The 24,493-nt window shown below is 71.0% G+C and carries 17 protein-coding genes and 1 pseudogene; 8 read left to right on the top strand and 10 right to left on the bottom strand.

Going from position 1 to position 24,493, the window contains the following annotated elements:
• Positions 1–11: 11 nt before the first annotated feature.
• From PV342_RS18695 to PV342_RS18685, 3 genes are read right to left on the bottom strand one after another with little or no spacing between them, the layout of a single operon-like run.
• Entirely contained in the window at positions 12–1,139 is a 1,128-nt protein-coding gene (locus PV342_RS18695; RefSeq protein ID WP_400797655.1) for a zinc-binding dehydrogenase, read from the bottom strand.
• Positions 1,136–2,011, bottom strand: a complete 876-nt coding sequence (locus PV342_RS18690) for an NAD(P)-dependent oxidoreductase (RefSeq protein WP_386997324.1) — start codon at positions 2,009–2,011, stop codon at positions 1,136–1,138. The genes PV342_RS18695 and PV342_RS18690 overlap by 4 nt, the downstream gene beginning before the upstream one ends.
• 52 nt (positions 2,012–2,063) lie before the next feature.
• Positions 2,064–2,987: an SDR family NAD(P)-dependent oxidoreductase gene (locus PV342_RS18685; protein WP_500317948.1), complete on the bottom strand. Its 924-nt coding sequence runs from the start codon at positions 2,985–2,987 to the stop codon at positions 2,064–2,066.
• A 132-nt stretch (positions 2,988–3,119) separates the two neighbouring features.
• On the opposite strand from PV342_RS18685, the gene PV342_RS18680 reads away from it, so the two are divergent.
• The 7 genes from PV342_RS18680 (at position 3,120) to PV342_RS18650 (ending at position 11,877) form a co-directional block, all read left to right on the top strand.
• Positions 3,120–4,004 carry a helix-turn-helix transcriptional regulator gene (locus tag PV342_RS18680; RefSeq protein ID WP_400797646.1) on the top strand — a complete coding sequence of 295 codons (885 nt, stop codon included), beginning with the start codon at positions 3,120–3,122 and terminating at the stop codon, positions 4,002–4,004.
• Positions 4,005–4,264: 260 nt separating this feature from the next.
• On the top strand, positions 4,265–6,589 hold the full coding sequence (locus PV342_RS18675) for an LLM class flavin-dependent oxidoreductase (RefSeq protein WP_400797643.1): 2,325 nt from the start codon (positions 4,265–4,267) through the stop codon (positions 6,587–6,589).
• A 259-nt stretch (positions 6,590–6,848) separates the two neighbouring features.
• The gene (locus tag PV342_RS18670) at positions 6,849–7,235 is read left to right on the top strand and encodes a winged helix-turn-helix transcriptional regulator (protein WP_400797640.1); all 387 of its coding nucleotides are present in this window, start codon (positions 6,849–6,851) and stop codon (positions 7,233–7,235) included.
• 583 nt (positions 7,236–7,818) lie between these two features.
• Positions 7,819–8,430: a nuclear transport factor 2 family protein gene (locus tag PV342_RS18665; protein WP_400797637.1), complete on the top strand. Its 612-nt coding sequence runs from the start codon at positions 7,819–7,821 to the stop codon at positions 8,428–8,430.
• Between the two features lie 52 nt (positions 8,431–8,482).
• Positions 8,483–9,583, top strand: coding sequence for a Gfo/Idh/MocA family protein (locus PV342_RS18660; RefSeq protein WP_405771612.1), 1,101 nt, complete (start codon positions 8,483–8,485; stop codon positions 9,581–9,583).
• A gap of 447 nt (positions 9,584–10,030) precedes the next feature.
• Positions 10,031–11,245 (top strand): acyl-CoA dehydrogenase family protein, encoded by a 1,215-nt coding sequence (locus PV342_RS18655; RefSeq protein ID WP_500317946.1) that lies wholly within the window; start codon positions 10,031–10,033, stop codon positions 11,243–11,245.
• A 191-nt stretch (positions 11,246–11,436) separates the two neighbouring features.
• On the top strand, positions 11,437–11,877 hold the full coding sequence (locus PV342_RS18650) for a nuclear transport factor 2 family protein (RefSeq protein WP_400797629.1): 441 nt from the start codon (positions 11,437–11,439) through the stop codon (positions 11,875–11,877).
• A gap of 119 nt (positions 11,878–11,996) precedes the next feature.
• On the opposite strand, the gene PV342_RS18645 is transcribed toward PV342_RS18650, so the two are convergent.
• The 6 genes and pseudogenes from PV342_RS18645 to PV342_RS18620 form a co-directional block, all read right to left on the bottom strand.
• Positions 11,997–12,167 (bottom strand): hypothetical protein, encoded by a 171-nt coding sequence (locus PV342_RS18645; RefSeq protein ID WP_500317944.1) that lies wholly within the window; start codon positions 12,165–12,167, stop codon positions 11,997–11,999.
• Between the two features lie 487 nt (positions 12,168–12,654).
• Positions 12,655–13,650 carry an ABC transporter ATP-binding protein gene (locus PV342_RS18640; RefSeq protein ID WP_500317942.1) on the bottom strand — a complete coding sequence of 332 codons (996 nt, stop codon included), beginning with the start codon at positions 13,648–13,650 and terminating at the stop codon, positions 12,655–12,657.
• Positions 13,647–16,421, bottom strand: coding sequence for a hypothetical protein (locus PV342_RS18635; protein WP_500317940.1), 2,775 nt, complete (start codon positions 16,419–16,421; stop codon positions 13,647–13,649). Before PV342_RS18635 ends, PV342_RS18640 begins: the two co-directional genes overlap by 4 nt.
• A 1-nt stretch (position 16,422) precedes the next feature.
• Positions 16,423–19,761 carry an ABC transporter permease gene (locus PV342_RS18630; protein WP_500317938.1) on the bottom strand — a complete coding sequence of 1,113 codons (3,339 nt, stop codon included), beginning with the start codon at positions 19,759–19,761 and terminating at the stop codon, positions 16,423–16,425.
• A 526-nt stretch (positions 19,762–20,287) separates the two neighbouring features.
• A pseudogene (locus PV342_RS18625) lies at positions 20,288–20,709 on the bottom strand (ATP-binding cassette domain-containing protein); the annotation flags it as partial.
• A gap of 353 nt (positions 20,710–21,062) precedes the next feature.
• Entirely contained in the window at positions 21,063–21,647 is a 585-nt protein-coding gene (locus PV342_RS18620; RefSeq protein WP_400797614.1) for a DinB family protein, read from the bottom strand.
• A 518-nt stretch (positions 21,648–22,165) separates the two neighbouring features.
• On the opposite strand from PV342_RS18620, the gene PV342_RS18615 reads away from it, so the two are divergent.
• The gene (locus PV342_RS18615) at positions 22,166–23,971 is read left to right on the top strand and encodes an AMP-dependent synthetase/ligase (protein WP_500317936.1); all 1,806 of its coding nucleotides are present in this window, start codon (positions 22,166–22,168) and stop codon (positions 23,969–23,971) included.
• Here the strand turns inward: PV342_RS18615 and PV342_RS18610 are convergent.
• Positions 23,950–24,489 carry an NUDIX hydrolase gene (locus PV342_RS18610; protein WP_500317934.1) on the bottom strand — a complete coding sequence of 180 codons (540 nt, stop codon included), beginning with the start codon at positions 24,487–24,489 and terminating at the stop codon, positions 23,950–23,952. The two genes, PV342_RS18615 and PV342_RS18610, sit on opposite strands and share 22 nt — an antisense overlap.
• Between the last annotated feature and the right edge of the window lie 4 nt (positions 24,490–24,493).

The following is a 24,493-nucleotide window of genomic DNA, read 5'->3' as shown; positions in this document are numbered from 1 at the left end:
TCACCGCTACCTCAGGCCCAGTCGAATGCGATGACGGGCTTGATCTCGCTCCACGTACGCATCCGCTCGAACGCCGTGTTGATCTCGTCCAGCCGGTACCGGTTCGAGAGCAGGGCGTCCCAGGCGAAGCGGTCCGCGTGGGTGCGGAGGAAGTCCAGGGCCTTCCAGTAGTGGTCGACGCCAGCGGATCGGGACCCGATCAGCGTCGCCTGCTTGTGCATGATCACACTGGGGTTGAACGGCACGTCGCGCTGATGGGCCTGGCCGACGATGAGGTAGCGGCCACCGGGCCGGAGCATGTCGATGCCCTCGGGGAAGGCCGACGGGACACCGGACATCTCCAGCACGACCTCGGCGCCCCGGCCGTCGGTCAGGTCCTTCACGATCGCTGCGCGCTCCGTGCCGGAGGTGACCTCGGCCACGTCGATACACACGTCGGCGCCCCATTGGGCGGCGACCTCGAGCCGCTCGGCGGGACCGCCGATCACGATGACCCGGCCCGCACCCTCGGCGACCGCCTTGGCCACGGCGAACAGTCCGACCGGTCCGGCGCCCTGCACCACGACCGTGTCGGTCGCGGCTATTCGGCCCAGCCGTTCGAAGCCGTGCATCACCGTGCGCAGCGAGCACGCCGCGGCGGAGGCCACCGCGTCCGGGACATCGTCCGGGACGCGGACCCTGCCGGCGGTCGGGTACACGTACCCGTATTCGGAGAAGCCGCCGTGCAGGAACGGGTAGGTGTGAGCGCTCTCGGTCATGTAACGGCGCCGGTTCTCGCACAGGCTCGGCTCGCCGTCGATGACGCAGGCGCGGCAGCGGCCGCACATGCCGTGGGTCCAGACGACCCGATCGCCCTCCGCGAGTGGCTGGCCGAGCGAGTCGGTACGCGGACCGTCGCCGAAGGCCGCGATCCGGCCCACCATCTCATGCCCGAGGATCAGGGGAAGTGCGCCGCCGACATCACCCGCTGAGCCGTCCGCGACATGTACGTCGGTGCCGCACAACGTCGCGGCGGTCATGCGGACCAGCAGCGCGTCCCGCTCGATGACCGCGGGTATCTCCACGTCCAGTACCCGCAGTGCTTCACCGGTGGCGGTCAGTGCGGCCGCGCGGCTGGTCGCCGGGATCTCGGCGGTCACTGGTCACTCCCCTGGGCTGTGGCGCTCCTGCGGGTACGGGCCACCATGCGGGCCGCTTCGACCAGGCCCGCGGCGCCGGCGAGGCCGCGTTCCAGCACCTCTGAGGGGTCACCGCCGCCCGCGCGCACGGCGTCGGCGAAGTGGTGCATGTCCTTGTGCATGAGGGTGTGGACGTGTTCGGCCAGCTCCGGTGTGATGTCGCCGCCCAGGGCGCGGAGCGCCGCGCTGCCACCGCTGCTGGCGGAGACCACGTCGATGAGGGCCGGAACGTCCAGACCGACCTGGGCGGCCAGGCCGAGGACGTCCTCGGCGTTCTTCATGTTGGTGATGGTCAGCGCGTTGTTGAACAGCTTGGTGAACTGGCCCGCGCCGGCCGGTCCCATCAGCTTGACCGTGTCACTGAACGTGGCGAACACCGGCCGGGCCGCCTCGAAGGCGTCCCGGGACCCACCGGTGAAGGTGGTCAGGGTGCGGGCGCGGGCGCCGGGGCTGCCGCCGCTGACGGGTGCGTCGAGGTAGATCCCTCCGGCCCGGGCGACGTGTTCGGCGATGCGTACGGCCTCGGTGGGGTCGCCGGTGCCGTGGTTGACGATGATCGTTCCGGGAGCGACAGCGGCCAGCAGGCCTTGTCCGTCCAGGACGTCCCACAGGTCGGCGTCGTCGCGCAGGCACAACCCGATCATCCGGACGGACGCCCCGAGGTCGGCGACGGTGTCGTGAACGGTGTGCGGGACCTTCTCCACCGCGGCCAGCGAGGCGGGGCGCCGGGCCCATACATGCAGTTCAAAGCCGTGCTCGCCGATGGCTTCGGCCATGGGGCCGCCCTGGTCGCCGAGACCGATGAAGCCGATCTTCTTGATGGTCACCTTCATTGCGTGGTTCCTTCGTCGGAGCGGATGGGACACGAGCGCCGGACCGCCGCGCTCAGCGGACGATGTCACTCGCCAGTTCCCACAGGCGCTCGGCGTTCGCCGGGTCCAGCGCGTAGCGGGCCACGCCGGGAACACCGAGCTGCGTGGGACGGGCGTCGACGACCGGCGCCTGGTTGACATCCTCGAAGTAGCGGCCGCCGACCCCTTCGACCAGGGGTGACGCGGCGAGGAACACGGTGGTCGCGGCGCCCTGCTCGACCGTCTTGCGGTACGGCTCGGGTGTCCGCAGGCCGCCGGTGTGGCGCTGCAGGTTGGTCGCGATCGCACCGGGGTGCAGAGCGTTGGCCGTGATGCCCTCGGAGGACCAGCGGCGCTGCGCCTCGACGGCCAGGAGGACCTCGGCCGTCTTGGACTGCCCGTAGGCGGTGAGTGCGTCGTAGGGGCGGAAGCGGAAGTCGATGTCGTCGAAGACGACGGGAGAGAACAGGTGGCCGCCGGAGGACACCGAGACCAGGCGCGCACCGTCGGCGTCGGCGAGCGCACGGTGCAGTCCCAGGGTCAGGGCGAAGTGCCCCAGGTAGTTGGTGGCGAACTGCTGCTCGTGGCCGGCGATGCCGCGCTCGAGCTCCGGCGGCATCATGATTCCGGCGTTGTTGATCAGAACGTGCAGCGGGCCCTGCCAGGCGGCGGTGAAGGCGCGTACCGACTCCAGGTCGGACACATCGAGGCGGGCAACGTGGATCGCGTCGTTCCCCGTGGCCTTGCGCAGGTCAGCTGCGGCCTGCTCGCCGGCCTCGGGACGGCGCACCGCGAGCGTGACCTCGGCACCGGCGGTCGCCAGAGCGCGGGCGGTCTCGACGCCGATGCCCGAGTTGGCCCCCGTGACGACCACCCGCCTGCCGGCCAGGTCGACGCCCTCGATCACCTCGGAGGCGGTGCTGTCGCGGTTGAACTCGGTGGTGAAGAGCTGGGACATGTGATGCATTCCTCCTGGTTCGCGGACTGTGCGGCCAGGCTGCACCGAACGCCGGCAGGCGGACCAGGACGGGCTGAGACCGGGACCGGCAGGGCCACCCAGGGAACCGGCATGCCTTCGTACGCTGGAAACATGCCAGCCACCGAAGACGCCAACGCACTGGGTCGCTACCTGCGCGCCCGCAGGGAGCTCATCTCACCCGACGAGGCCGGCATTCCCGATCAAGGCAACCGGCGCGTCCCGGGGCTGCGCCGCGAGGAAGTCGCCTTCCTCGCGGGAATCAGCTCCGACTACTACAACCGCCTGGAACAGGGCCGCGACAAGAATCCCTCCGAGCAGGTCCTGCGCAGCATCGCCCGCGCCCTGCGACTGGACGAGGAGGCCACGGCCTACCTGCTGCAGATCGCCGCACGGAAGAACCCGCAGCGCAAACGGCCCCGCAGGCCCGAGAAGGTCAGCGACGGCTTTCGCACCCTCATCGACTCCTGGCCGCTCACTCCGGCATACGTCCACGGCAAGTACATGGACATACTCGCCGCCAACGACCTCGCCATCGCGCTCTCGCCATTCAACGCCCCCGGCCACAACGGCATCCTCGCCGCATTCCTGGAACCCGAGATGCGGGAGCTCTATCAGGACTGGGACGACATGACCGCCCGCGTCGTCCCCTACCTGCGCTCCATCGTCGGCGCCGACATCCACGACCCGCGACTCGTCGAGATCGTCGGCGAGCTCACCCTGGGCAGCGAACGCTTCCGCACCCTCTGGGCCCGCCAGGACGTCAAGCACAAGACCAGCGGCACCACCTTGTTCCGCCACCCCCAGGCCGGCCCGCTGGAACTGCGCTACGAAAAGCTGCTCATCCCGGGCGCCGGGCAGACGCTGATCACCTACCACGCGGAGCCGGGCAGCGCCTCCGAGGAACGCCTGCGCCTGCTCGCCAGCATGCACGCCCCGGACCGTGCCGGCAGTTCACCGGCCGGCGACCAGCCTGCCCACGGCAACACCGCCTCGTAACCATCGGGTGCAACATCATCGGCCGCACCGTAATGCGCGCGAACGGTGCGGCCGGCGGCGCTCCACGGCCTGACCCATCACCGCGCGCCAGGTGTTCTGCCCCCCGCAGCCGCGGCATGCGGCGACCTTTCGCCGGTGCCCCGCGGTAGTCGTCCGTCTCTTCGCCCAGACGCCAGGAATGTGCAGCTTCAGAGATGTGTTGCTTTCGATACCATATATTTGGCAGATGAACTGCCTGACAGCCCACCCAGAGGACGTGCATGCCCGACTACGGCCACGAGCTCTTGCTCGGCACATTCATCACCCCCACCGCACAGGACCCGGCGCGAGCCGTGGCGCTTGCGGAACTCACGGAGGCTGCCCAGCTGGACGTCGCCACGTTCCAGGATCATCCGTACAATGCGGACTTCCTCGACACCTATACGCTGCTGACCTGGGTGGCGGCCAGAACCAGCCGCATCCACGTATCGGCGAACGTCACGAACCTGCCGCTGCGGCCACCGACGATGCTCGCCCGGACGGCGGCGAGCATCGACCTCCTGTCCGGGGGCCGGTTCGAACTCGGACTCGGCGCGGGCGCCTTCCCCGACGCCGTTCACGGCATGGGCGGACCCCGTCTGAGCCCTGGGCAGGGCGTCGAGGCTCTCGACGAGGCGATCGACATCCTCCGCGGCGCCTGGGACAGCGGCGAGCGCGGCTCCCTGCGTTTCCAGGGTGAGCACTACACCGTCCCGTCGATGAAGCGGGGGCCGCGCCCCTCTCACGACATCAGCGTGTGGCTGGGCGCCTACAAACCGCGCATGCTGAGCCTGACAGGCCGCAAGGCCAACGGCTGGCTTCCGACACTGGAATACCTCCGGACCCCGGGGATGGCGGAGGCGAACAAGATCATCGACGACGCCGCCCTCGAGAAGGGCCGCGACCCGAAGGAGATCCGGCGCCTGCTCAACCTCTTCAGCGTGGACTTCACCGCCACACGGCGCGGTCACCTCCAGGGCCCGCCGCGACAGTGGGTCGAAGAACTGCTTCCGCTGGTCCTGGAGCAGGGTTTCTCGGCGTTCCTCATCGGCCGCGACGACACCCGGCTGATCCGGACCTTCGGCGAGGAGGTGGCTCCCGCCCTGCGTGAGGCCGTCGCCCGCGAGCGGTCGACCGCCCCCGCCGGCACCGGCACGGTGCCCGACCGACCGGCTGTCGTCCTCGCCGGGCGGCGCGACACCATCGACTACGACGCGGTCCCCGCATCCCTGGCGCAGAAGGTCGTCGAGCCGGGCGACCCCGCCTACGAGGACGTCCGCCACAGCTATATCCATCCCGGATCGCCCGCCCTGGTCATCCGGGCCGAGAACTCAGACGACGTCGTTGCCGCCCTCGCCTACGCGCGCGCCCAGAACGTCGCGCTCTCGGTACGCAGCGGCGGCCACGGCATCAGCGGCCGGTCCACCAACGACGGCGGCATCATCATCGACCTGTCGAAGATGAACTCCGTCGAGGTCCTGGACCGGACCACCGGACGCATCCGCGTCGGCCCCGGCGCACGCTGGGGACATGTGGCCCGCGCGCTCGCACCTCACGGGCTGGCCATGAGCTCCGGCGACTACGGCGACGTCGGTGTCGGCGGCCTCGCCACCGCCGGCGGTCTGGGTTACCTGGCCCGCAAGCACGGCCTGACCATCGACCACCTCACCGCCGCCGAGATCGTCGTCGCCGACGGCCGCAGGCTGCGCGTCGACGCCGAGCACCACCCGGAACTGTTCTGGGCGATCCGGGGCGCGGGCGGCAACTTCGGCATCGTCACCGCCTTCGAACTGCAGGCGTACGAGGTCGAGAACGTCGCCTACGCCACGCTGGTCGTGGACGCCACCAACACGGCCGACTTCCTCCTGGAATGGGGACGGCTGGTCGAAGCCGCCCCGCGGGAGATCACCAGCTTCATATCGATGTTCCCCGGCCGCCGCGGCGGGCCGGTCACCGCACAGATCACCCTGGTCTACGCGGGAGACGACACCGAGGACGCGCAGAACGCCCTGACCCCGTTCATGGGCGCCGGCCCGGTCCTGGACCAGCAGGCGCAGCTCGTCCCGTACCACCTGATCGTCGCCCCGCCCGAGAACCAGCACCGCGGCCAAGGCCTGGGAAACACCCGCAGCGGGCTGCTGGACCACATCACCCCGGAGGCCGCCGCCATCGTCGAGAAGGCGATGAAGTCGGGCGACGTGATGGTCATGCAGTTCCGCTCGATGGGCGGCGCCGTGCACGACATCCCGGAGGACGCAATGGCCTGGTCGCACCGCACCCAGAACTTCTCCGTCATCGCCGCCACCGCCTCCAGCCATGTCAGCCGCATGAACGCCCACTGGGCACGGCTGTACCCGCACCTGAACGGCATGTACCCCAGCTTCGAGACGGACACCGACCCGGCCCGTCTAGCGGACGCGTTCCCAGAGCCCGTCCTCACCCGGCTCCGCGCCCTGAAGGCCGCATGGGATCCGGACAACGTCTTCAATCGCAACTTCGCCATCCCGCCCGCGGCGCCCTGCGACGGTGCCGCCCACGCCGGCGGAGCAGCCCCCGCCCGGCGCTGACCCTCAAGACCTTCCGCGCCGGGCTCCCGCCGGGCCCGCACCGGGCACCGTCGTCCTTCCCGAGAACGAGAAAACGGCGCTCGTCGCTGGCGCGTTGACAACGGCGGCAGCAGAGCGGTGCCACAGCGAGATTCAGATGCGGCAACCGTCGTGCAACGCGCGCCGCTCCCGCCGTCCGGTGCCGGGAGGTGTGCCGGCTCTCCGGCCGACCCTCGGTCTCCGTCGACCAGGCAACCGTCCTTGAATTGGAGTTTTCGGAATGCATGCTTCACCATCCGCGCAGTGCACAGAACGCACCATCGACGACAGCGCCTGCCCGAATCTGCTGGGCGCGCTGGAGCTTGTCGGGCGACGTTGGACGGGAGGAATTCTGGCGGCCGCCGCACATGGCGCCCGGCGCCACGGAGAGTTCCGGACGATGGTCGGTGGTATCTCCGACCGCCTGCTGACCCAGCGCCTGAAGGAGTTGGCCGCCGAGGGGCTGATCGAGCGCACGGTGATGCCGACCACGCCCGTGCAGATCCGCTACCGCTTGACCCCGGACGGCCAGGCACTGCTGAAGGCACTCCAACCCCTGGCCCAGTGGATGGCCCGCCGCTCCGTCCCGGTGGGCACGGCGCAACCGCCCGCCCACCACCCCGGCTGACCGCAGGGCGGTGGCGCCACGTGTGCACCGCCGCCATGGAGCCGGGTGAAAACCCGGCGCCCCGTCTTGGACCCGGGGCCATGCCGTCTCGGTTGAAGTGCCGTCCTCGCACGCCGCACCTGTCTCCCACCCCGAGGCCATGACCCGGCTCATCGAGCGTGCGGCTGACCTGCCCTCGGTGGCCGCCCCGAGCCTCGCGCCACCGGCGGCCGTACCTGGCTGCCGATCGGCCTGGCCGCGGGCGCCACAACCCTGGGACGCGGAGGCTGCCCAGGGCGTCGGACCCAATCGAGTCGCCAGCCGGCCAGGTGGACGGGGGGACTCACTGCGTGAGCGGCCCGTGCGGGCGACGAGCGAGCGATCTTCGCCCCGAACGATCGCTACAAATATTCCTCACATTTGAGGCAGAAAATTCGATTATTTTTTTGACGCATCGTTCCACATAGGGTTGACTGGCTGATGTGGCCGGGCCACGACCGACCGGTAGTGCGGCGCTTCTCGGTGAGCGCCACGTCGGTCACTCACAGGCCCGGGACTCAACGAACGCCGCCCACGCACGGATGCGGCGCCGAAAGGAATCAGCATGAGCAAGCAGGAATCCCGCACGCCTTCCGCATGGCGTTCACGTGTGGTCGGCGCCGCCGCCGTGGCCGCACTGCTGGCCGGCGGGGGCGCGGGCGCGGCCGCCTGGGCCTCCCAGCCCGCGTCCGCCGCGCACCACCCCGCGCAGTCCGCTGCGGCGCACAACGCGGCCACGGTGCAGCGGCTCGCCGACATCGAGGACATCCGCCAGCTGAAGGCGCGCTACTTCCGCTACATCGACAGCAAGCAGTGGTCCAAGCTGGCCGCGCTCTTCACCGCCCACCCCACCATCGACGTGGGCGTGAAGTACAGCAGCGGCAAGGACCTCGCAAAGAACACGGCGGCGCTCCTGGGGGACGCCCCCACCGCCCACCAGGGCTTCCTGCCCGAGATCCAGGTGCACGGGAACCGCGCCACGGCGATCTGGGCGATGGAGGACTACGTGAGCTTCCCCGCCGGATCCAGCTACAAGAACGGCTTCCACGGCTACGGCGAGTACCGCGACACCTACCAGCGGATCCACGGCCACTGGTACATCTCCAGCACCGTGCTGTCCCGGTTCCGGGTGGACACCGTCCCCAACTGGACACCGTCCACCGCGCCGAAGAAGTAACACCCACCACCCCCTCGGCCCGCACAGGGCCCGTCACCTCAGGAGTAACGACATGAGCACCATCGGCGTCGGCATCATCGGCGGCAGCCCGGGCGGCTGGGCCTCCATCAGCCACATCCCCGCCCTCAAGGCCCTGCCGGACTTCACACTGCGTGCCGTCAGCACCTCCCGCCGCGAGTCCGCCGAGGCGGCCGTGCGGGAATTCGGGGTGGAGGCGGCGTTCGACAACCACGCCGCCCTGCTGGCCCACCCGGGGATCGACATCGTCGTGGTGGCGGTCAAGGTCCCCCACCACCGGGAACTCATCACGGCCGCGATCGACGCCGGCAAGACCGTCTACAGCGAATGGCCGCTGGCCCTGAACCTGGCGGATGCCACCGAGCTCACCCAGCGTGCAGACGCCGCCGGGGTGCGCACCGCCATCGGCCTGCAAGGCCGCTACCACCCCGAACTGCGCTACGCGCGCCACCTGATCCAGAACGGCAGGATCGGCCGGGTCATCGGCACTACTCTCGTCGCCTCCGGCATGGTCTGGAACGGGCAGACCACCAGGGCCCACACCTACTGGTACGACGAGACGCAGGGCGCCACCCCCCTGTCCGGCGCCGCCCTGCACGCCATCGACGCACTGAATGTCACTCTCGGGGAATTCGACCACCTGTCGGCCAACCTCGTGCGCGGCCGCACCGAGGTGACCGTCACCGACGACGGCAACACCGTGTTCCCCGTCACCGCCCCCGACCAGATCTCGGTCATCGGCACCCTCGAGAACGGCGCCGCGGCCTCGGTCTTCTACCGCGGCGGCGCCTCCCGCGGAGACAACTTCCGCTGGGAGATCAACGGCACCGACGGCGACATCGTCCTGACCGCCCCCTGGGGCAACATCCAGGTCACCGACCTCACCCTCGAAGCCGGCTTCGGCGAAGACGCCACCGTGTCCAAGCTCGAGGTGCCCGCCGAGTACTCCGCCGGTATCCCCGACGGCCTCGTCGGCCCCGCCAGGAACGTCGCCGCGCTCTACACCCACCTGGGACGCGACCTGCGCGAAGGCACCCACACAGCCCCCGACTTCACCTATGCCCACACACGCCACCGACTGATGGACGCCATCAAGGACTCGTCCCGCCAGCAGACCGCGCAGACCCTCGGCTGACGTCGCGCGCGAGACCGTTTCCCTCCTCGGGCCGCGGGCCACCATGACGCAAAACTTTAACGAACGCTCGATATAAGATCGATTCCGCCTCTCGCCCCATGAAGCCGGGCGCCAAGCGTTCGGGCCGGGTTCGCCCGAGCCGGCGCCCGTGCCTCTCGCCGGGCTGACGCACCCTGGCAGCAGCTCAACACGGGCTGCCACGGCATGCGAACAACCGGACGTCACCGCGGACGGGGCACCTGCCATCCACCGACGACGAAGGTGTCGGCAGCGTTGCCGGCATTGCCGGCTTGGCATCCCGCCCCGCCCGGTGGGGCCGCTTTTCGGGTCAAGGCGCCGGCGGGTCTCGTGCCGGCGCCGGGGCGGCGGGGCGGCACACCTGCTGTCTCCGCCGGCAGCGCCGCGTCTCGAGCAGCACACTCAACGACCACGACGGAGAAGACATATATGCACAGCTCCACGTCCCACGGCGTGCCCGGCGGGCCGGTCGAGGCCGGTCCCACGTCCGAGTCGGTCGCAACGGCGGCCGCGTTGCAGCCGCTGCTGCGGAAGCACGCCGCTCGCGGTGACCGGGACCGCGTCGTACCAGCCGAGATCGTCCATGCGCTGTCCGACGCCGGCGTCTTCCGGCTGCTGACACCGAAGCGATACGGCGGTCAGGAGGCGGATCTGCGCACCCTGACCGATGTCTCGGAGGCGCTCGGCGAAGCCGACGGCTCGGCGGCCTGGGTCGGGATGATCATCTCCGTGACGAACTGGCTGGCGTGCTTGTTCCCGGATCAGGCCCAGGAGGAGGTGTTCGGAGCCGACCCTGATGCACGGGTGACCGGTGTGGCTGCACCGACGGGCATCGGGAAGCGGGTGGCGGGCGGCTGGCGGGTCAGCGGCCGCTGGTCGTACAACTCTGGGGCACCGTACGCGACCTGGGCGGCAGTCGGAGCACTCCTGCAGGACGAGGATGGTGCGGTCGCGGATCAGGCCCTGGTGCTGATTCCCGCCTCGGAACTGGTCATCGAGGACACCTGGCACACCGCCGGGATGCGGGGTACCGCCAGCAACACCCTCGTCGCGCGGGATGTGTTCGTCCCCGCTCACCGAATCCTTTCGGTCACGGAGGCGGCAGAGGGGGTCTACCCGCGCTCGCCCCGCGAGGAGGAGCTGTACGGCGCTTCGTTCGGCCCGATGCTGCTGCTGTGCCTGCTCGGTCCGTTGCTCGGGCTGGGCAAGGCGGCTCTGGACGTGGTGGTACGTGCTGCGGTGTCCAAGCCGCTGTCGTTCACCGTTCACAACCGGCAGGCGGACTCGGTGGGGATCCAGACGCAGGTGGCCGAGGCCGCGCTGAAGATCGAGACAGCCAGGCTTCTTACCCACCGCGCGACCTCGCAGGTCGACCAGGCGGCCGCCGCCGGTCCTCTGGAATATGCCGCGCGCGCCCACATCAGGGCCGAGGCCGGCTACGCGGCCCGCCAGATCCTCGAGGCCATCGGCATCCTGCTGGACGCGCACGGCGCCTCTGCCTTCGCCGAGGCAAACACCCTGCAGCGCATTTGGCGTGATGCGAACACCGCAGCCCGCCACGCCGGCCTGATCCCTGCCGTCGGCCTGGAGGTCTACGGCAAGACACTGCTGAATGTGAACGAGCGAGTGAGCCTCATGGTCTGACCCGGCAGCCGGAGGGGGTCCGCGCCCGGTGGGGCGCTGTACCCATTCAGACGCGGGGCGGGCCTCACCCGTAGGCGAGGCCGTCCGAACCCGCACACACCCGCCGCAGATACGAGTGCCATGAGGCGGGACCCATTCGATGAGGTCCACCGTCCTGGGCCCAATACATCGGAACACCAACGGAGAGCGCCATGACCGCATACCAGACACTGTCAGACATCGAAGAGATCAAGAAGCTCAAGGCACGGTATTGCCGTTTCGTCGATACGCGCAACTGGCTGGGCCTGCGGGGCCTGTTCACCGATGACGCCCGTTCCACCCTCGGCGGCGAGGACCAGTCGGCCGATGAATTCGTCTCACTCGCGCGTGAGTGGCTGGGCGAATCGACGAGCGTGCACAGCGTGTGCATGCCGGAAATCGAGATCGCAGACCCCGGCACAGCCAGCGGTGTCTGGGGCATGGAGGACATCGTCACCTTCCCCAGTAACCCCGGCGAGGCACCCAAGGGCATCCATGGCTGGGGCCACTACCAGGAGGAATACCGCAAGGTGGACAACCGCTGGCTGATCCACCGTATGGCCCTGCACCGCCTGCGGCTCGACCCCCTCGAGGGCGGCTTCCCCGACGCCTGACCGGCGGATACCCGTGCGGCGAGCTCCGGGACCCCGGCATCACGGGAACCGGGGCTTCGTCGGCACGGGCGGTGTCCCGTCGTATCGACCACGGCACACCCTGCTGCGGGCCGGCCCCCTCAACGGGCGGTGCACCGCTGCCGGACGACGGGGCTCGATCCGCTTTGTCGGACATCCGAGATCCGGGGGTTCAGCCCCGCGAGGATGATGCCGGCGGCCACCAGCGTATCGGCGTCGAACCGCATGACCGTCAGCGCCTTGCCGTCCCCCTCCAGCGTCTTGAACGGCATGTGTGCGCCCGGGGCCGGGCTGTACCGTGGCGGTGCGCCGTCCTCCGGGCGGCGTCGTCACGGTCACCCGGTCACCCGGTCACCCGGTCACCAGACGCACGGTCGCGAAGTGGGGCTTCGGCGCGGCGGTGGGGCGGGCAGTGGCCCCGGAGGGCTCCGTCCGCGAAGCGGCGACGGCCTGCACACCTCTGGTGGCCACCACCAATTCCGCCGATATGGCCGCCGTCAGGCGGGTCCAGGTCAGCAGGAAAGGCCCGGGAGCGGATGTGCTGTCGGAACGCGGACGCAGCGGCGTCGCCGGTTGGGGATGGCGGCGAAGGTGGGGACGCTGATGCTCGGTCGGGCGCAAGCGGTGCTGCGGCTGTTGTCGGGACCGTGCGTCTCATGTGAACAGCGGAGGCCGGCACACAGACCTCTGCGACCCCCGCGAGGGTGATGTGCCGGTGCCGGGCCGACGTGGCAACAGACCTGCTTGCCGGTTGTGCTCTCAGTTGTCGTGGAGGTCGGGGCGCACTTCGATGTGGTCGGGTTCGAGGTCGAGCAGGACTCGGTGGCGGATGTCGAGGGCGGTGGCGAAGTCGCCTGGGAGCTGGAGACGGCCGGCCCGGTCGACGGTGGCGTATTCGCGGGCGTGGGTGATGATGTTGCCCTGGTCGTCGACGGTGGTCTGGCGCAGGACCTCGGAGGCGGTGCGGCCGTCACGGATGGCGACGGTGCGGTCGACGGCCTGGGCGACGGCCTGGTCGTGCGTGACGATGACGATGGTGGTGCCGAGTTCCTGGTTGGCGGTACGGAAGGCGGCGAAGACCTGTTCGGCGTTGGCGGAGTCGAGTTGGCCGGTGGGTTCGTCGGCCAGAACCAGGGCGGGGTGGTTCGCCAGGGCGACGGCGACGGCCGTGCGTTGTTGTTCGCCGCCGGACATCTGCTGGGGCCGGCGGTCGGCGCAGTGGGCGATGCCGAGCATCTCCAGGAGTTCCGCGGCGCGGGTGGCACGTTGTCTGCGGCCCTTGGCGCCGCCGGCCAGGCGCATGGGCAACACGACGTTCTGCAGGGCCGTGAGGTAGGGCAGAAGGTTGCGGGACGTCTGCTGCCAGACGTAGCCGACGACTTCGCGCTGGTACCGCAGGCGGCTGCCGCCGTCCAGGTCAAGGAGGTCGAAGCCGGCGACGGAGGCGGCGCCGGCGGTGGGGGTGTCCAGTCCGGCCAGGATGTTCAGCAAGGTGGACTTGCCGGAGCCCGACGCACCTACCAGGGCCATGAGTTCGCCGCGTGCGACGAGCAGGTCCAGGCCCTGCAGGGCCTGGACCTCGACGCCCTGGGCAGTGAAGATGCGGACCAGGCGGTCGCAGGCGATGAGAGCTTCCTGGCCGTAGGCGGGGCGTTCGCGGAGCCGGGTGGCGCGTCGCTCCAGCTCGGCCAGGGTCACCCCAGGCCCCGCGGGAACGGAGGTGCCGGTGGTGGTCTGAGTGGTGCCGTCGGTCATGCTCGGTCTCCGATCCGCAGTTCCGTTCCTTCGCCGCGTCGTCCGGTGGCCCAGGCCTGTGCAGCCAGGACCGCGCAGGCCAGTGCGATAAGCGCGGCTGACGGCAGGAGCAGGGAGGCGAGGTCGGTGCGCAGTACCGCCGCCGAGACGTCGGTGGCGGGTGTGGTGGTGGTGAATGCCAGCGCCGTGAGGTCGACACCCGGCCGCAGGAGCGGCACGGTCACGACGCTGGCCAGGACACCGCCGACCGTTGCGAGCAGGACCTGCGGCAGCATCTCCAGGACCGCCAGCCACTGACGCTGGCGGCCGGTCATACCCATGGTGCGCAGTCGGGCCAGCAGTGCCCGCCTCTGCGGCGCGTTGTGCAGCAGCGACATCAGCAACGCCAGCGCACTGAACCCGGCACCGGCCGCAACCGCCGTCAGATACACGCTTCGCGCGCCGGACTGCAACGCCGTCGTCCGCCCGTACGCGGCCCGCTCCTGCGAACGCAGGGAGATCCGCAGCCCGGGCAGCGCCGCCTTGCGCGCCACGGTGCGCAGCGCCGTGGCATCGAGGTCCGCACCGGACGCCAAGATTACGTTGGGTGCCAGCAGTTGGAGCCGCGCGTCGGGGTGGGCCCGGCGCATGGCCGCCGCCGAGACGATCATGAAGTCCCCGGTCGTCACGGCCGGCGAGACGTCCATTGTCGCGACGAACCGCACCCGGGTCGGGCCGGCAGCCGCCGGAACCTCACCCGTCGACCCGCCGAATGCGCGGGCGAGCCGGGGCGATACGACCGCGGGCAGCGGTTCACGCCCATCGTCGGCGGCGAGCGCTCCGGCCGGGAGGGGGGCACCAAGGCCCGTCTCCGCAATGAGGTGGGCGTACCGCTGCGGGTCGGCGACGATCAGGGTGTAGAGCAGGCCGCTCGACGTGGCCGGCCTCGCCCTCTCGATGTGCACGTGCAGGGTGTCGCGCACTCCGGGAACCAGGCGGATGCGAGCCTCCAGCCCCTTCGGGAGAGCGGCCGTCGATTCCAGGCGGGCGTCGGCGCCGACCGCTGTGAGGGCGGCGTGGTCGCGTCCCTCCTTCACGCCGGCGAGGACAGCGCCCCCGAAGGAAGTCACGGTCAGAGCAGTGATCATCGCCAGCAGTGGCAGCGCCGCGGTCGCGGGAGTACGGCCGGCTCGTGCCGCACCGATCAGCAGCACTGCGCCGTTGAGGCGTGCGGCAGGTCGGCCCAGAAGTCGTACTGGCAGCGGATACAACCGCAGCAGCGCGAGCGCGGCAACCACTGCCACCAGTACCGGGGCCGCGGCCGTGAGCAGGTCCGCCCCGCCGTCGGCAGTGCCACGACGGCGCAGCGCGATCACGGCACCGGCCACGATGACGGCGATCGTCACTTCGCCGACGGTCCGGCGCCGCGACGGGCGTACCGCCACCAGATCCTCCCGCTGCTCCGGACGGGGCCTGCGGGCCGCGACCAGAGCACGCAAGGGAAGGGCGAGTGATCCCACGACGGCGGCTGCGGCGGCGAAGACCACGGACGGCGTGAGGCGCTCGGCCGGGAACAGTGCCAGCGCGAGTCCCAGGCCGAGGGCCGCCGACGGTGCCGCGACCACCGTGCTCTCGCCGAGCAATCGGGCGGCCAGGCCCGGTAGGGCGATGCCCCGAGCGCGCAGCAGCGTCAGCTCCGCCCGGCGCCGGGCCGCCTGGAGTCCGGCGGCGATCACGAGCACGAGGGCGGCGACCGTGCCGCTGCCCACAGCGGCGACCATGGTCAGCGGCTGGGCCGCGGCACGCTCGCGGAGGAAGGGGGTCAGCACATCGGCGAGCCCTTCCTCCTCGACGGTCAGGCCGGGCTGCCGGGCAAGCGTCTGCAGCCGGGCGGCGTCCGGGCCGGCGTTCAGCGCGGCAATCAGGTCGCGGGCGCCGGGGGCGTCACGCGCGGTGAGGGCGTCGATGTGGGCCGGGTGACGCCAGTACGCTTGCGCCCCGTCCCGGAGGCCCAGCAGTGCGGCCGCGCCGTCCGGGTCGATGAGCGCGGTGAAATGCCAGTGCCGCGTCGGATCGGGCTGACCAGGGAGCACGACCACACTCGGCGCGCGCAGGTCGGGCTGGGCGTTCCAGTAGGTTGCCGACGGCGACCGAGGTTTGAGGATTCCGGTGACGAGAACCGTGGTCTCCCCGCTCGGGCCGGGTAGGTGCAGGAGCCTGCCCGCGTTCAGGCCCATCACCTTGGCGGTGCGGTCGGTGACGGCTGCCTCGATGACGCCGTGGTCCGTGCCGCCGGGGCGGGGCAGCCGCCCGGCGACGACCCGGATGCGGGCGGCGAGGTCCTGCTGGGCGACCAGCGTGATCTCCGGGGCGAGGCTCTTGGTGATGCGGGGCAGCCCGGGGTCGGTGACCCGGTTGGCGCGCGCGGTGCGCACACCGTAGACGGTCTGGCCCTTGTCCAGCGCCAGCGGTGGCCGGACGACCTGCTGGAACGCTCCCTCGGCCGAAGCCAGCGCGTCCGGGGTCAACAGCGCCTCGGCGTTGTACGGGTAGGCCATGCGCGACACGTCGAGCGACATGCTGACGCTGCGTCCGACCACGGTTGACCGTCGCAGCGAGTCGCGCAACGCGTCGTTCTCGTACCGGTCCACGACTCGGGGCAGCGCGGCTGCCAGGAACGCCGTCACCAGCACCAGCGCGGCCAGAGCGACCGTCGCACCGGGAGCGGCCCGGAACCGGGCACGGATCCAGGACACGTCCCCGTGACCGCGAGAAGTCCGCGACTTGGTCATGTCACTCACCTCCTTGACGGCGCAGCGCCTGAACGGGCTCCACCGACCGCAGCGCTGTCAAAGCGATGACCAGCAGCGGCACCACGGCCACGATGACCAGCAGTCCGACGAGCGAACCGGCAGGCAGCTCCACCCGCACCGCGGGCACGGGATTGTCCGCACCGGTGGTCAGCACGATCAGCGGCACGACCAGCCGGGTCAGCAGGCCTCCCAACACCGCCCCCACCGTCACCGCGACCAGCACCAGAAGCCCCTGCTCGGCGGCGGCCACCCGGGCGAGCGAACGCCGTGGGGCACCCAACGCAGCAAGGATCGCCATTTCCTGCGCTCGCTCCCGCATCGCGCCTACTGCCGTGGCCGCGAACCCGACCGCGGCCAGCAGCGACGCCGTCACCACCGCGGCGGGCAGAGCCGACAGGGGACCGGCGCCCAGCGGATCGCTCCGCAACTCGTCCCGCTGCTCGTCACGGACCAGGACCGAGGTGATGTCACCACGGGCCCGCAGGACGGACGCCACCTGCGGACCGGCATGCGGATCGGTGGTGATCCACCACTCACCGGGCTGCAACCCGTTCTGGTCCAGCCCCGCCAGCGCGCGGTTGACCGTCCGGAGGTCCAGCAGGATCGCACCGCCGTCGCTGTCCGGGGACACGGCGCGGGTGGTGGGCAGGGCACGCAGCGTTCCCGCGACGCGAACGGTCAGTTTCACACCCCGCACGTCGACGCTCACTCTGTCGCCCACCCGGGCATCGACCGCACGCAGGAACGCACCGGTGACCAGTGCGGGCACCTCGCTCCTGAACGGAGTACCGGCTCGCACACTCACCATCGCACCGTGCGAGCCGCCTTGGACGGAGTCCTGGAAGGGCTCCGCCCCCGTGTCGTAACGCACGGTCAAAGGCGTGTCGCTGTCGGAGCGTGGAGTTTCCGCCCGCGAGTTGCGGTAGCCGTCCGCGGGGTCCTCCTTGAAATCCGGGGCCTCGATCCGGGTGCGGGCACTCCAGGCCGTGCCGTTCGGCACGGACACGGCCTCCGTTACGCCACCTGCCGTCACCACGGTCAGCGTGGTCAGGGAGAGACGGTGGTGCTCGGCCCGGCGAGGCACCAGGTAATCGGCCTTGAGACCACTGAGCCGCAACGGACCGGCCGGTCCGGAACCGGCTGCCCGGCCGGCTTCGGCGGCGAAGTCCGCCTCGAGCACATGTCGCCGGCCGTCCGCGGGAACCTGCCCCAGAGCAAAGGTGTATGGCGCCCCGTAACGGTCGGTAAAGGTCGCCGATATGCGGTCGGTGACGGTGCCGGTGGCCGACCGGCCGTGGGCTCCCACGACCTCCAGGCTCACGACCAGCCGCAGCCGGGCGGCGCCCTCCGGAAGCACGAACCCCGCGTCGGGGCCTGAGGCCCCCTTGGGCCGCAGGGGCCGTACCAGGTCCGCGACCGACCGGTCTGCGAGGTCCTCGCGCAGCCTCATCACCTCTCCTGCGGCCGAGGAGTCCATGACCAGCACGGTTGCCTCGCGATCCCTGGGCAGCGGCACCTCGCTGCGGTTGACCGGCATCACCGCGGTGATGCCGGATACGTCGTCGTACACGCCGCCCTGCCCGAAGGGCGTGGTGGACGTTCCGGTCACACGGACGTCCGAACCCACGGCGAAGTCCGCCTGGTCACTTTGTGAGCGCGTCCAGCTCGCGCTCTCCCCGAGGGCGAAGATGCTGATCGACATCGCGAAGACCAGCAGCAGCGCGGGCGTGGTCCCGCGTCCGGGCCGCCGAGAGAGCTGCCAGCCGGTCAGCGCCGCCGCCAGCCCTCGGCCTCGTGCCGCGCGCCGCTCCCCCAGCCGGGCGACCAGCGGCAGCAGGCGCAGGGTAAGCACTGCGCCCGCCAGCAGACACAGCGCCGGTGCGACCACCAGGACCGGATCGAGCCCGAGGGCTCCACCACTGTCGACCGTGAGCACACCTGATCCGCCGCCGCGCCGGGAGAGCTGCCAGAACGCAAGGGCCGCCACGACCACCAGGCCGATGTCGCCCCCTGCCCTCGCGGCGGCGGGGAGGGAATGCCGGCCGGTGGCCGCCGCCTGCTCACCCGCGTGCGTCCCCGGTCGTCGCAGCGACGGAGCCAGCACGATGAACGCGCAGGCCAGCGCGGCGACCGTGGCCACCCACCAGGTAGTGGAATCCGATGCGTCCAGCGACACCCCGGCGCGGGCGAGTGCCCCGTGTGCGGCCAGCAGCTGAACCAGCGGATCGGCCAGCAGTGGCGCGAGCACGACGGTCGGCAGGGCCAGTAGCAGGGCCTCGGTCGCGGCAAGACCGGTGACGTGGGCGCGGGAGCCGCCGCGGGCGCGCAGCCAGGCGGTCTCCCCGGAGCGTTCGGCGGCCAGCAACCCGGCGACCAGGAACAGCGCCAGGGCGGCCAGCAGTCCCAGCTGCAGGGCGCTGATCAGCAGGGTTGAGCGGCTGACCAGCAGGGTGCCCCGCAGGTCCTCGAGCAGGTCGGGGAGGTCACTCTCGGCGACGACGGTCCCGCCCGGTGACAAGCGGTCCAGGCGCCGCACGGTCTGCTCGGCGGCGCGCCGCACGTCGTCCATGCGGCCGACGGTCATGGCCGAGAAGTCTCCGCCGGCCTGCCACTGCATCTCGGCCGCGGGAACGGCACCCGAGGAGAAGGACCGCGGGTCGGTCAGCAGGGGCCCGTAGGTGGTGAACGCCAGCGTCCGCACGCCGCGCCCGGCGAGCGGGTCCAGCCGCCAGTACAGAGCGGTGGGGTCGGTGGCCCGGTACGCGCCGGTCAGCCGCACGCGCAGCGACGGCCCGCCCCGCCGGTCGGCCAACGTGATCACGTCACCGGGCCGCAGCCGCAAAGCCGCGGCGACGGCCTCCGGCACCGCCACCGGAACCGGGCCCTCGGCGGGCGCCGGCCCGGGCAGGTCTCCCCTGGTGAGCGTCACCCGGGACGGGTCGAAGGTGGCCAGCAGCGTCAGGTCCGGGTCGCCCGTGCGGGGCGAACCCGCCGCGCGCAGGCTCAGCGGGAGACCGTACGGGCCGGAGCGCGTCGTGGAGGCGACACCTACCGGCAACCCGTCGTAGGCGCCCGAGATGGCCTTGCGCACCGCGGCGTCCATCCGCGCCGGGTCCTGAACCCCGACGCCGGACTTCACTTCGATCAGCGTCCGGTCTGCCGACTGCTCCTGCAGTGCCCGCCGCAGGCCAGCGTCCCCGATCGACGATCCGAACGCCGCGAGGGCAGCCACCGCACACGTCGTCAGCACGATGGACAACAGGGCCGCGCCGAGCAGGAGCCGATGGGCGCGCAGACGCCGCAACACCAGACCCGTCACCGTGCCCCCCATCGGTAGAGGTCGTGTCGCACGAGAACAGCTGACGCTGTGCGCGGGCGGAGGACGTGCAAACCACCGGACGGCTGTTCGCGCAGGATGCGAATCTGGAACGAGTCCGGGCAACTGCCTGCGGTGGACGATGTCGGCACCCGGCACAGGGCTGTTGTAACGGAGGGGGCGGTCAGCTCAGTGGTTCGCCCGAGCGTGGTGCGCCGCCCCCATCCCCGACCGGTCCTGCCGAGGCCGGGGGCACAGACAGTGGTCCGGCCTCCTCTGCGGCGGGACGCCCTGGGACACGGACACGGCGTGGGGACGGATATGGCGCTGCGCAATGGGTCTTCTCCGCGACGTCGGGCTCCCGATCGGGGCCGTCAACCCGTCACGCGTCCATGATGCGCGTAGTGCTCCCCCCTACAAAGTGACAGGTAAGTCGCTAACTTTTAATAAGTAGCCTTGACGGATGTGGTGCTGCCCGCGTGCGGGCGCTCCGGTCATCTGATGCCCGAGCGCCGACGATGCGTCCGCCTCAGATGGAGTCGGCGAGGGTGCCGTCGCGCAGTTCCAGGACCCGGTCGGCCAGGGCCAGGAGTTGGGGGTCGTGGGTGGCGACGAGGCGGTGACGCCTTCGCTGTGGACGACGGCGCGCAGGGGTTCCATGACGGCGCGGCCTGTGTCGGCGTCGAGCCGGCCGGTGGGGGCGATGATCAGGGCTGGCAGTTGGCCAGGGCGCGGGCGATGGCCGCGCGTTGCTGATGGCCGCCGGACATCTCGCCGAGGCGCTGGCCGGCGTGGCCTTGCAGGCCGACCAGGGACAGCAGGGGGCGACGCGTTCCCCGCGTTCGTGGCGGGGGTGTTGCGCAGCCGCAGGGGGACGCCGACGTTCTCGGCGGCGGTGAGGAGGGGCAGCAGGCCGAAGGACCGGAAGACGAAGCCCGTCCGGTCGCGGCGCGATCGACCGGGTTCGGCCCCGTCAGCGATCCCCGCTGAGGCGCGAACGGAGGCCGCGCCGACGATCGCCGAGGTCCGGTCCACCTCACCCCGGGCTCGGAGTTCGTCAGCACCACCCGATGCATCCGATGCCACAGCCGACCCCGGTCCGTACCGTGAAGCGGCGATGCGCGGTGGCGGACACGGCCCGCTCGTCGCGCGGAGCGGTACCGCGACCTTGCGGTCGAGCGGCGAACGACGGCGGTAACGGGGCGACCAGCTCCCAGAGCTCATCAAGAACGAGACGCTTGGACAGATCAGCGCTCACGGCCGCCATCATGCCGCTCGAACAGCACGTCACATGGCACAGCCTTCTATGCCGTGACTGATGCGGCCGATCTGGCGGCCTGCTCGATCTTCGCGCAGTAGACGGCACGGGCATCTTCATCGATCTGCATCTCGTGTTCGGGGCGCATCCCGACTCGGCCGTCGACGCCTTCGCGCAGGATGTCGGCGTGCCCGGCGTGCCGGTTGGTCTCACAGAGGACGTGGACCATGATGGCGAACAGGTTCGTGTTGGAATAAGGCTCCGGCCACCACGGCACGTGGCCGGGGGCGTCGAGGGCAAGCCCGTCGATCGTCGCGTCCGAGTGTTCCCACGTGCGCCGGTAGGACTCGATGATCTGATCGCGCGTCTCGTCCTCGGTTGCCCACAGATCGCTGCCGTCGTGGTCCTGCCACCGGGGCAGCGGTTCCGGGGACGGGCGGTCGAAGACCTCGCCGAAGTACCTGGCCTCGACGCTGGCCACGTGTTTGACCAGGCCGAGGAGGTTGGTCCCGGTCCCTGTCAAAGGTCGGCGGGCGTCATATTCGGACAGGCCGTCGAGCTTCCAGAGCAGCGCCTTGCGGTCCCGCCGCAGTCTCCCGTGCAGGTTGTCCTTCGCGAATTCATCGATCATGCGGCGTGAGCCTGCCATGGGCTGCTCGTGGCCTCAAGATCCCGTACGCGGACAGCAAGCGTCCCTGAAGCGAATCGTGTACGGGTGCGGGCAGCGGGTCGGCTTGGCGCATTCGCAGTCCTTGAAGAAGGACCCCATTCCGCGGGCGAGCTCGTCGGGGCACGCATAAGACCTTCCGGGTGGGCTGCGGAGTTGACCCCGGCCGGGTCACCCCCCGGTTTGCTGACCTCATCCCGGCAACCACGCCGTTGACCCGTGCGAATGACCAAGCGTTAGGTCTAGGACTTGGACATGGTGCGCAGCACGGCTCACACTCCTGACGCGAAGGGTCGCGTCCCGGGCGGGGTACGCGCCTGATAGGGCCATGGTGGTCGGCGCGAACCGCACGCCCGGAGGCACCCGTTCACGTCAGTCGCTGCCGTTTCCGCCCCACCTCTAGGCAAGTGGCGCAAACGCCGGATATCTTCCCTGCCTGCCGTCTCGCTGCGGCGGGGCACCGGCTCGCGGAAGGGGGCGTCGTGCGCGAGTTCAGCCTTCCGCCCCGGGCGGCGGAGTTGCGGTCGGGGGGGCTCGCCGACTCGGTGTACGAGACGGCCGACAGGCGCCCGGAAGCGGCCGTGCTGGCCCGGCGCGACGGGGCCGGGGGCGACCGCTGGCGGGAGGTCGGCGCCGCGGCCTTCCGGGACGAGGTGGCCGAACTGGCCCGGGGCCTGGTGGCGGAGGGGATCCGCTTCGGCGAGCCGGTGGCCGTGATGGCCCGCACCCGGTACGAGTGGACGCTGTTCTCCTACGCACTGTGGTCGGTGGGCGCCCGGATCGTTCCGGTGTACCCGACTTCATCGGCCGAGCAGGTCCGATGGATCCTGGCCGACTCGGGGGCGGTCGCGATCGTCGTCGAACACGAGGACCACGCCATGACGGTGGGCGCCGTGTGCGACACGCTGCCCGCGCTGCGCCGGATCTGGCAGCTCGACGCGGGGTGCGTACCGTGGCTGGCGGCGCTCGGCCGGCAGGTCCATCCGGTGCTGCTGGACCAGTTGCGCTGGGCGGTCGAGCCGCAGTCGGTGGCGGTGATCGCCTACACCTCGGGCACCACGGGACCGCCCAGGGGCTGTCTGATCACCCACGCCAACCTCGCCGCGGAGTGCGACACCCTGCTGGCCGGGTACGGCTCGATCTTCGCCCCGGCGGGGGTGCGGCCGTCGGTGCTGGCGTTCCTGCCCATGTCGCACATCTACGGGCTGATGGTGACCACCTGCGCGGTGCGCGGGGGCGTGCTGCTCGGCCACCAGCCCGACCTGGCGCCGGGCGAACTCCTCCCGGCGTTCGGCTCCTTCCGGCCGACGATCCTGCTCGCCGTCCCGTACGTCTACGAGAAGATCATCCAGGGCGCGCGGAACGCCGCCGCCCGCGGCGGCAAGGGCCATGTCTTCGACCGTGCCGCCGATGTGGCGGTGCGCTACGCGGAGGCCGTGGAGCGGCACGCGCTGGGCTCCGGGCCGGGGCCGGGGCCGCTGCTGCGGGCGGCGCACTCGGCGTTCGAGCGGCTGGTCTACGCGCGGATCCGGGAGGTGCTGGGCGGGCGTGTGAACTACACGGTCTCGGGCGGGTCCCCGCTCGGCCGGGAGCTGTCGCTGCTGTTCGCGGGCGCGGGGCTCACCATCCACGACGGGTACGGGCTCACCGAGACCACGGCCGCGGTGACCGCTCAGCCGCTGGGGAAGGTGCGCTTCGGCACGGTGGGCCGTCCGCTGCCGGGCAGCGCGGTGCGGATCGCGCCGGACGGCGAGGTGCTGGTGCGCGGGGCGACGGTCTTCGCGGGCTACCACGCCGACCCGGTCGCGAACAACGAGGTGTGGCGCCGCGGCGGCTGGATGGCGACCGGCGACATGGGCTCGCTCGACCCGGACGGCTACCTGACGATCACCGGACGCAAGAAGGACATCATCATCACCAGCGGCGGCAAGAGCGTGGCGCCGCTGGTGCTGGAGGAGCGGCTGCGGGCGCATCCGCTGGTCTCGCAGTGCATCGTGGTGGGCGACAACAGGCCCTTCGTCGCGGCGCTGATCACGCTCGACCGGGAGGCGGTCCTGCTGCGGACCGCGATGGCCGAACCCGACGTGCACGCCGAGGTGCAGCGGGCGGTGTCGATGGCCAACGCGGCGGTGTCGCGCGCCGAGTCGATCCGGGCGTTCCGCATCCTGCCGCACGAGTTCTCGGTGGAGAACGGAATGCTGACGCCCTCCCTCAAGCTCCGCAGGAACAGCATCGTCAGCGAGTACGCGGCGCAGATCGAGTCGATCTACGCCTCTCCGGCCTCCTGACCGTCTCCGGCCGCGCCGCCCCCGTCGAGCAGCAGGCGCAGCCGGTCCAGGAACGTCCGCTGTGCGGAGAGGATCTTCCCCTGCGCGGCCGGGCCGAGCGGGAACCACGCGGCGCGGTCCACCTCGGGGAACTCACGGACCCGGCCGGAGCCCCGGGGCCACTCCATGGAGAAGGTGCCGGGCACCACGAGGCCGGTGTCGAGGTCGCCCTCCAGCGCCCAGACGGTCACGACCTTCCCGTTGGGCTGCCGGTTGTCGCCGAGCGGCAGCAACTCGCCCGCGGGCACCGGCAGGCCCAGTTCCTCCAGGAACTCACGCCGTGCGGCCGCCTCGGCGGTCTCACCGGGCTCGTACTCGCCCTTGGGGATGGTCCACGCCCCGGCGTCCTTGGACGACCAGAACGGGCCGCCCATGTGGGCCAGCAGCACCTCGGGCGCGTGGCCCGAGGTGCCGCGGAAGAGCAGGATCCCCGCGCTGCGCTTGACCGCCCTATCCGCCTTGTCCGCCTTGTCCGTCACCCGA

It is taken from the genome of Streptomyces sp. PA03-3a (genome assembly GCF_033792735.1).
Taxonomy (GTDB): Bacteria; Actinomycetota; Actinomycetes; order Streptomycetales; family Streptomycetaceae; genus Actinacidiphila.
The sequence above is the reverse complement of the archived record's forward strand: the minus strand, read 5'-3'. Positions and strand labels throughout refer to the sequence as shown.

What these genes read in the sequence shown, in the direction of transcription:
- PV342_RS18690 (WP_386997324.1), bottom strand. Translation starts at nt 2,011, where the DNA reads ATGAAGGTGACCATCAAGAAGATCGGCTTCATCGGTCTCGGCGACCAG.
- PV342_RS18685 (WP_500317948.1), bottom strand. Translation starts at nt 2,987, where the DNA reads ATGTCCCAGCTCTTCACCACCGAGTTCAACCGCGACAGCACCGCCTCC.
- PV342_RS18680 (WP_400797646.1), top strand. Translation starts at nt 3,120, where the DNA reads ATGCCAGCCACCGAAGACGCCAACGCACTGGGTCGCTACCTGCGCGCC.
- PV342_RS18675 (WP_400797643.1), top strand. Translation starts at nt 4,265, where the DNA reads ATGCCCGACTACGGCCACGAGCTCTTGCTCGGCACATTCATCACCCCC.
- PV342_RS18670 (WP_400797640.1), top strand. Translation starts at nt 6,849, where the DNA reads ATGCATGCTTCACCATCCGCGCAGTGCACAGAACGCACCATCGACGAC.
- PV342_RS18665 (WP_400797637.1), top strand. Translation starts at nt 7,819, where the DNA reads ATGAGCAAGCAGGAATCCCGCACGCCTTCCGCATGGCGTTCACGTGTG.
- PV342_RS18660 (WP_405771612.1), top strand. Translation starts at nt 8,483, where the DNA reads ATGAGCACCATCGGCGTCGGCATCATCGGCGGCAGCCCGGGCGGCTGG.
- PV342_RS18655 (WP_500317946.1), top strand. Translation starts at nt 10,031, where the DNA reads ATGCACAGCTCCACGTCCCACGGCGTGCCCGGCGGGCCGGTCGAGGCC.
- PV342_RS18650 (WP_400797629.1), top strand. Translation starts at nt 11,437, where the DNA reads ATGACCGCATACCAGACACTGTCAGACATCGAAGAGATCAAGAAGCTC.
- PV342_RS18645 (WP_500317944.1), bottom strand. Translation starts at nt 12,167, where the DNA reads ATGCCGTTCAAGACGCTGGAGGGGGACGGCAAGGCGCTGACGGTCATG.
- PV342_RS18640 (WP_500317942.1), bottom strand. Translation starts at nt 13,650, where the DNA reads ATGACCGACGGCACCACTCAGACCACCACCGGCACCTCCGTTCCCGCG.
- PV342_RS18635 (WP_500317940.1), bottom strand. Translation starts at nt 16,421, where the DNA reads ATGACCAAGTCGCGGACTTCTCGCGGTCACGGGGACGTGTCCTGGATC.
- PV342_RS18620 (WP_400797614.1), bottom strand. Translation starts at nt 21,647, where the DNA reads ATGATCGATGAATTCGCGAAGGACAACCTGCACGGGAGACTGCGGCGG.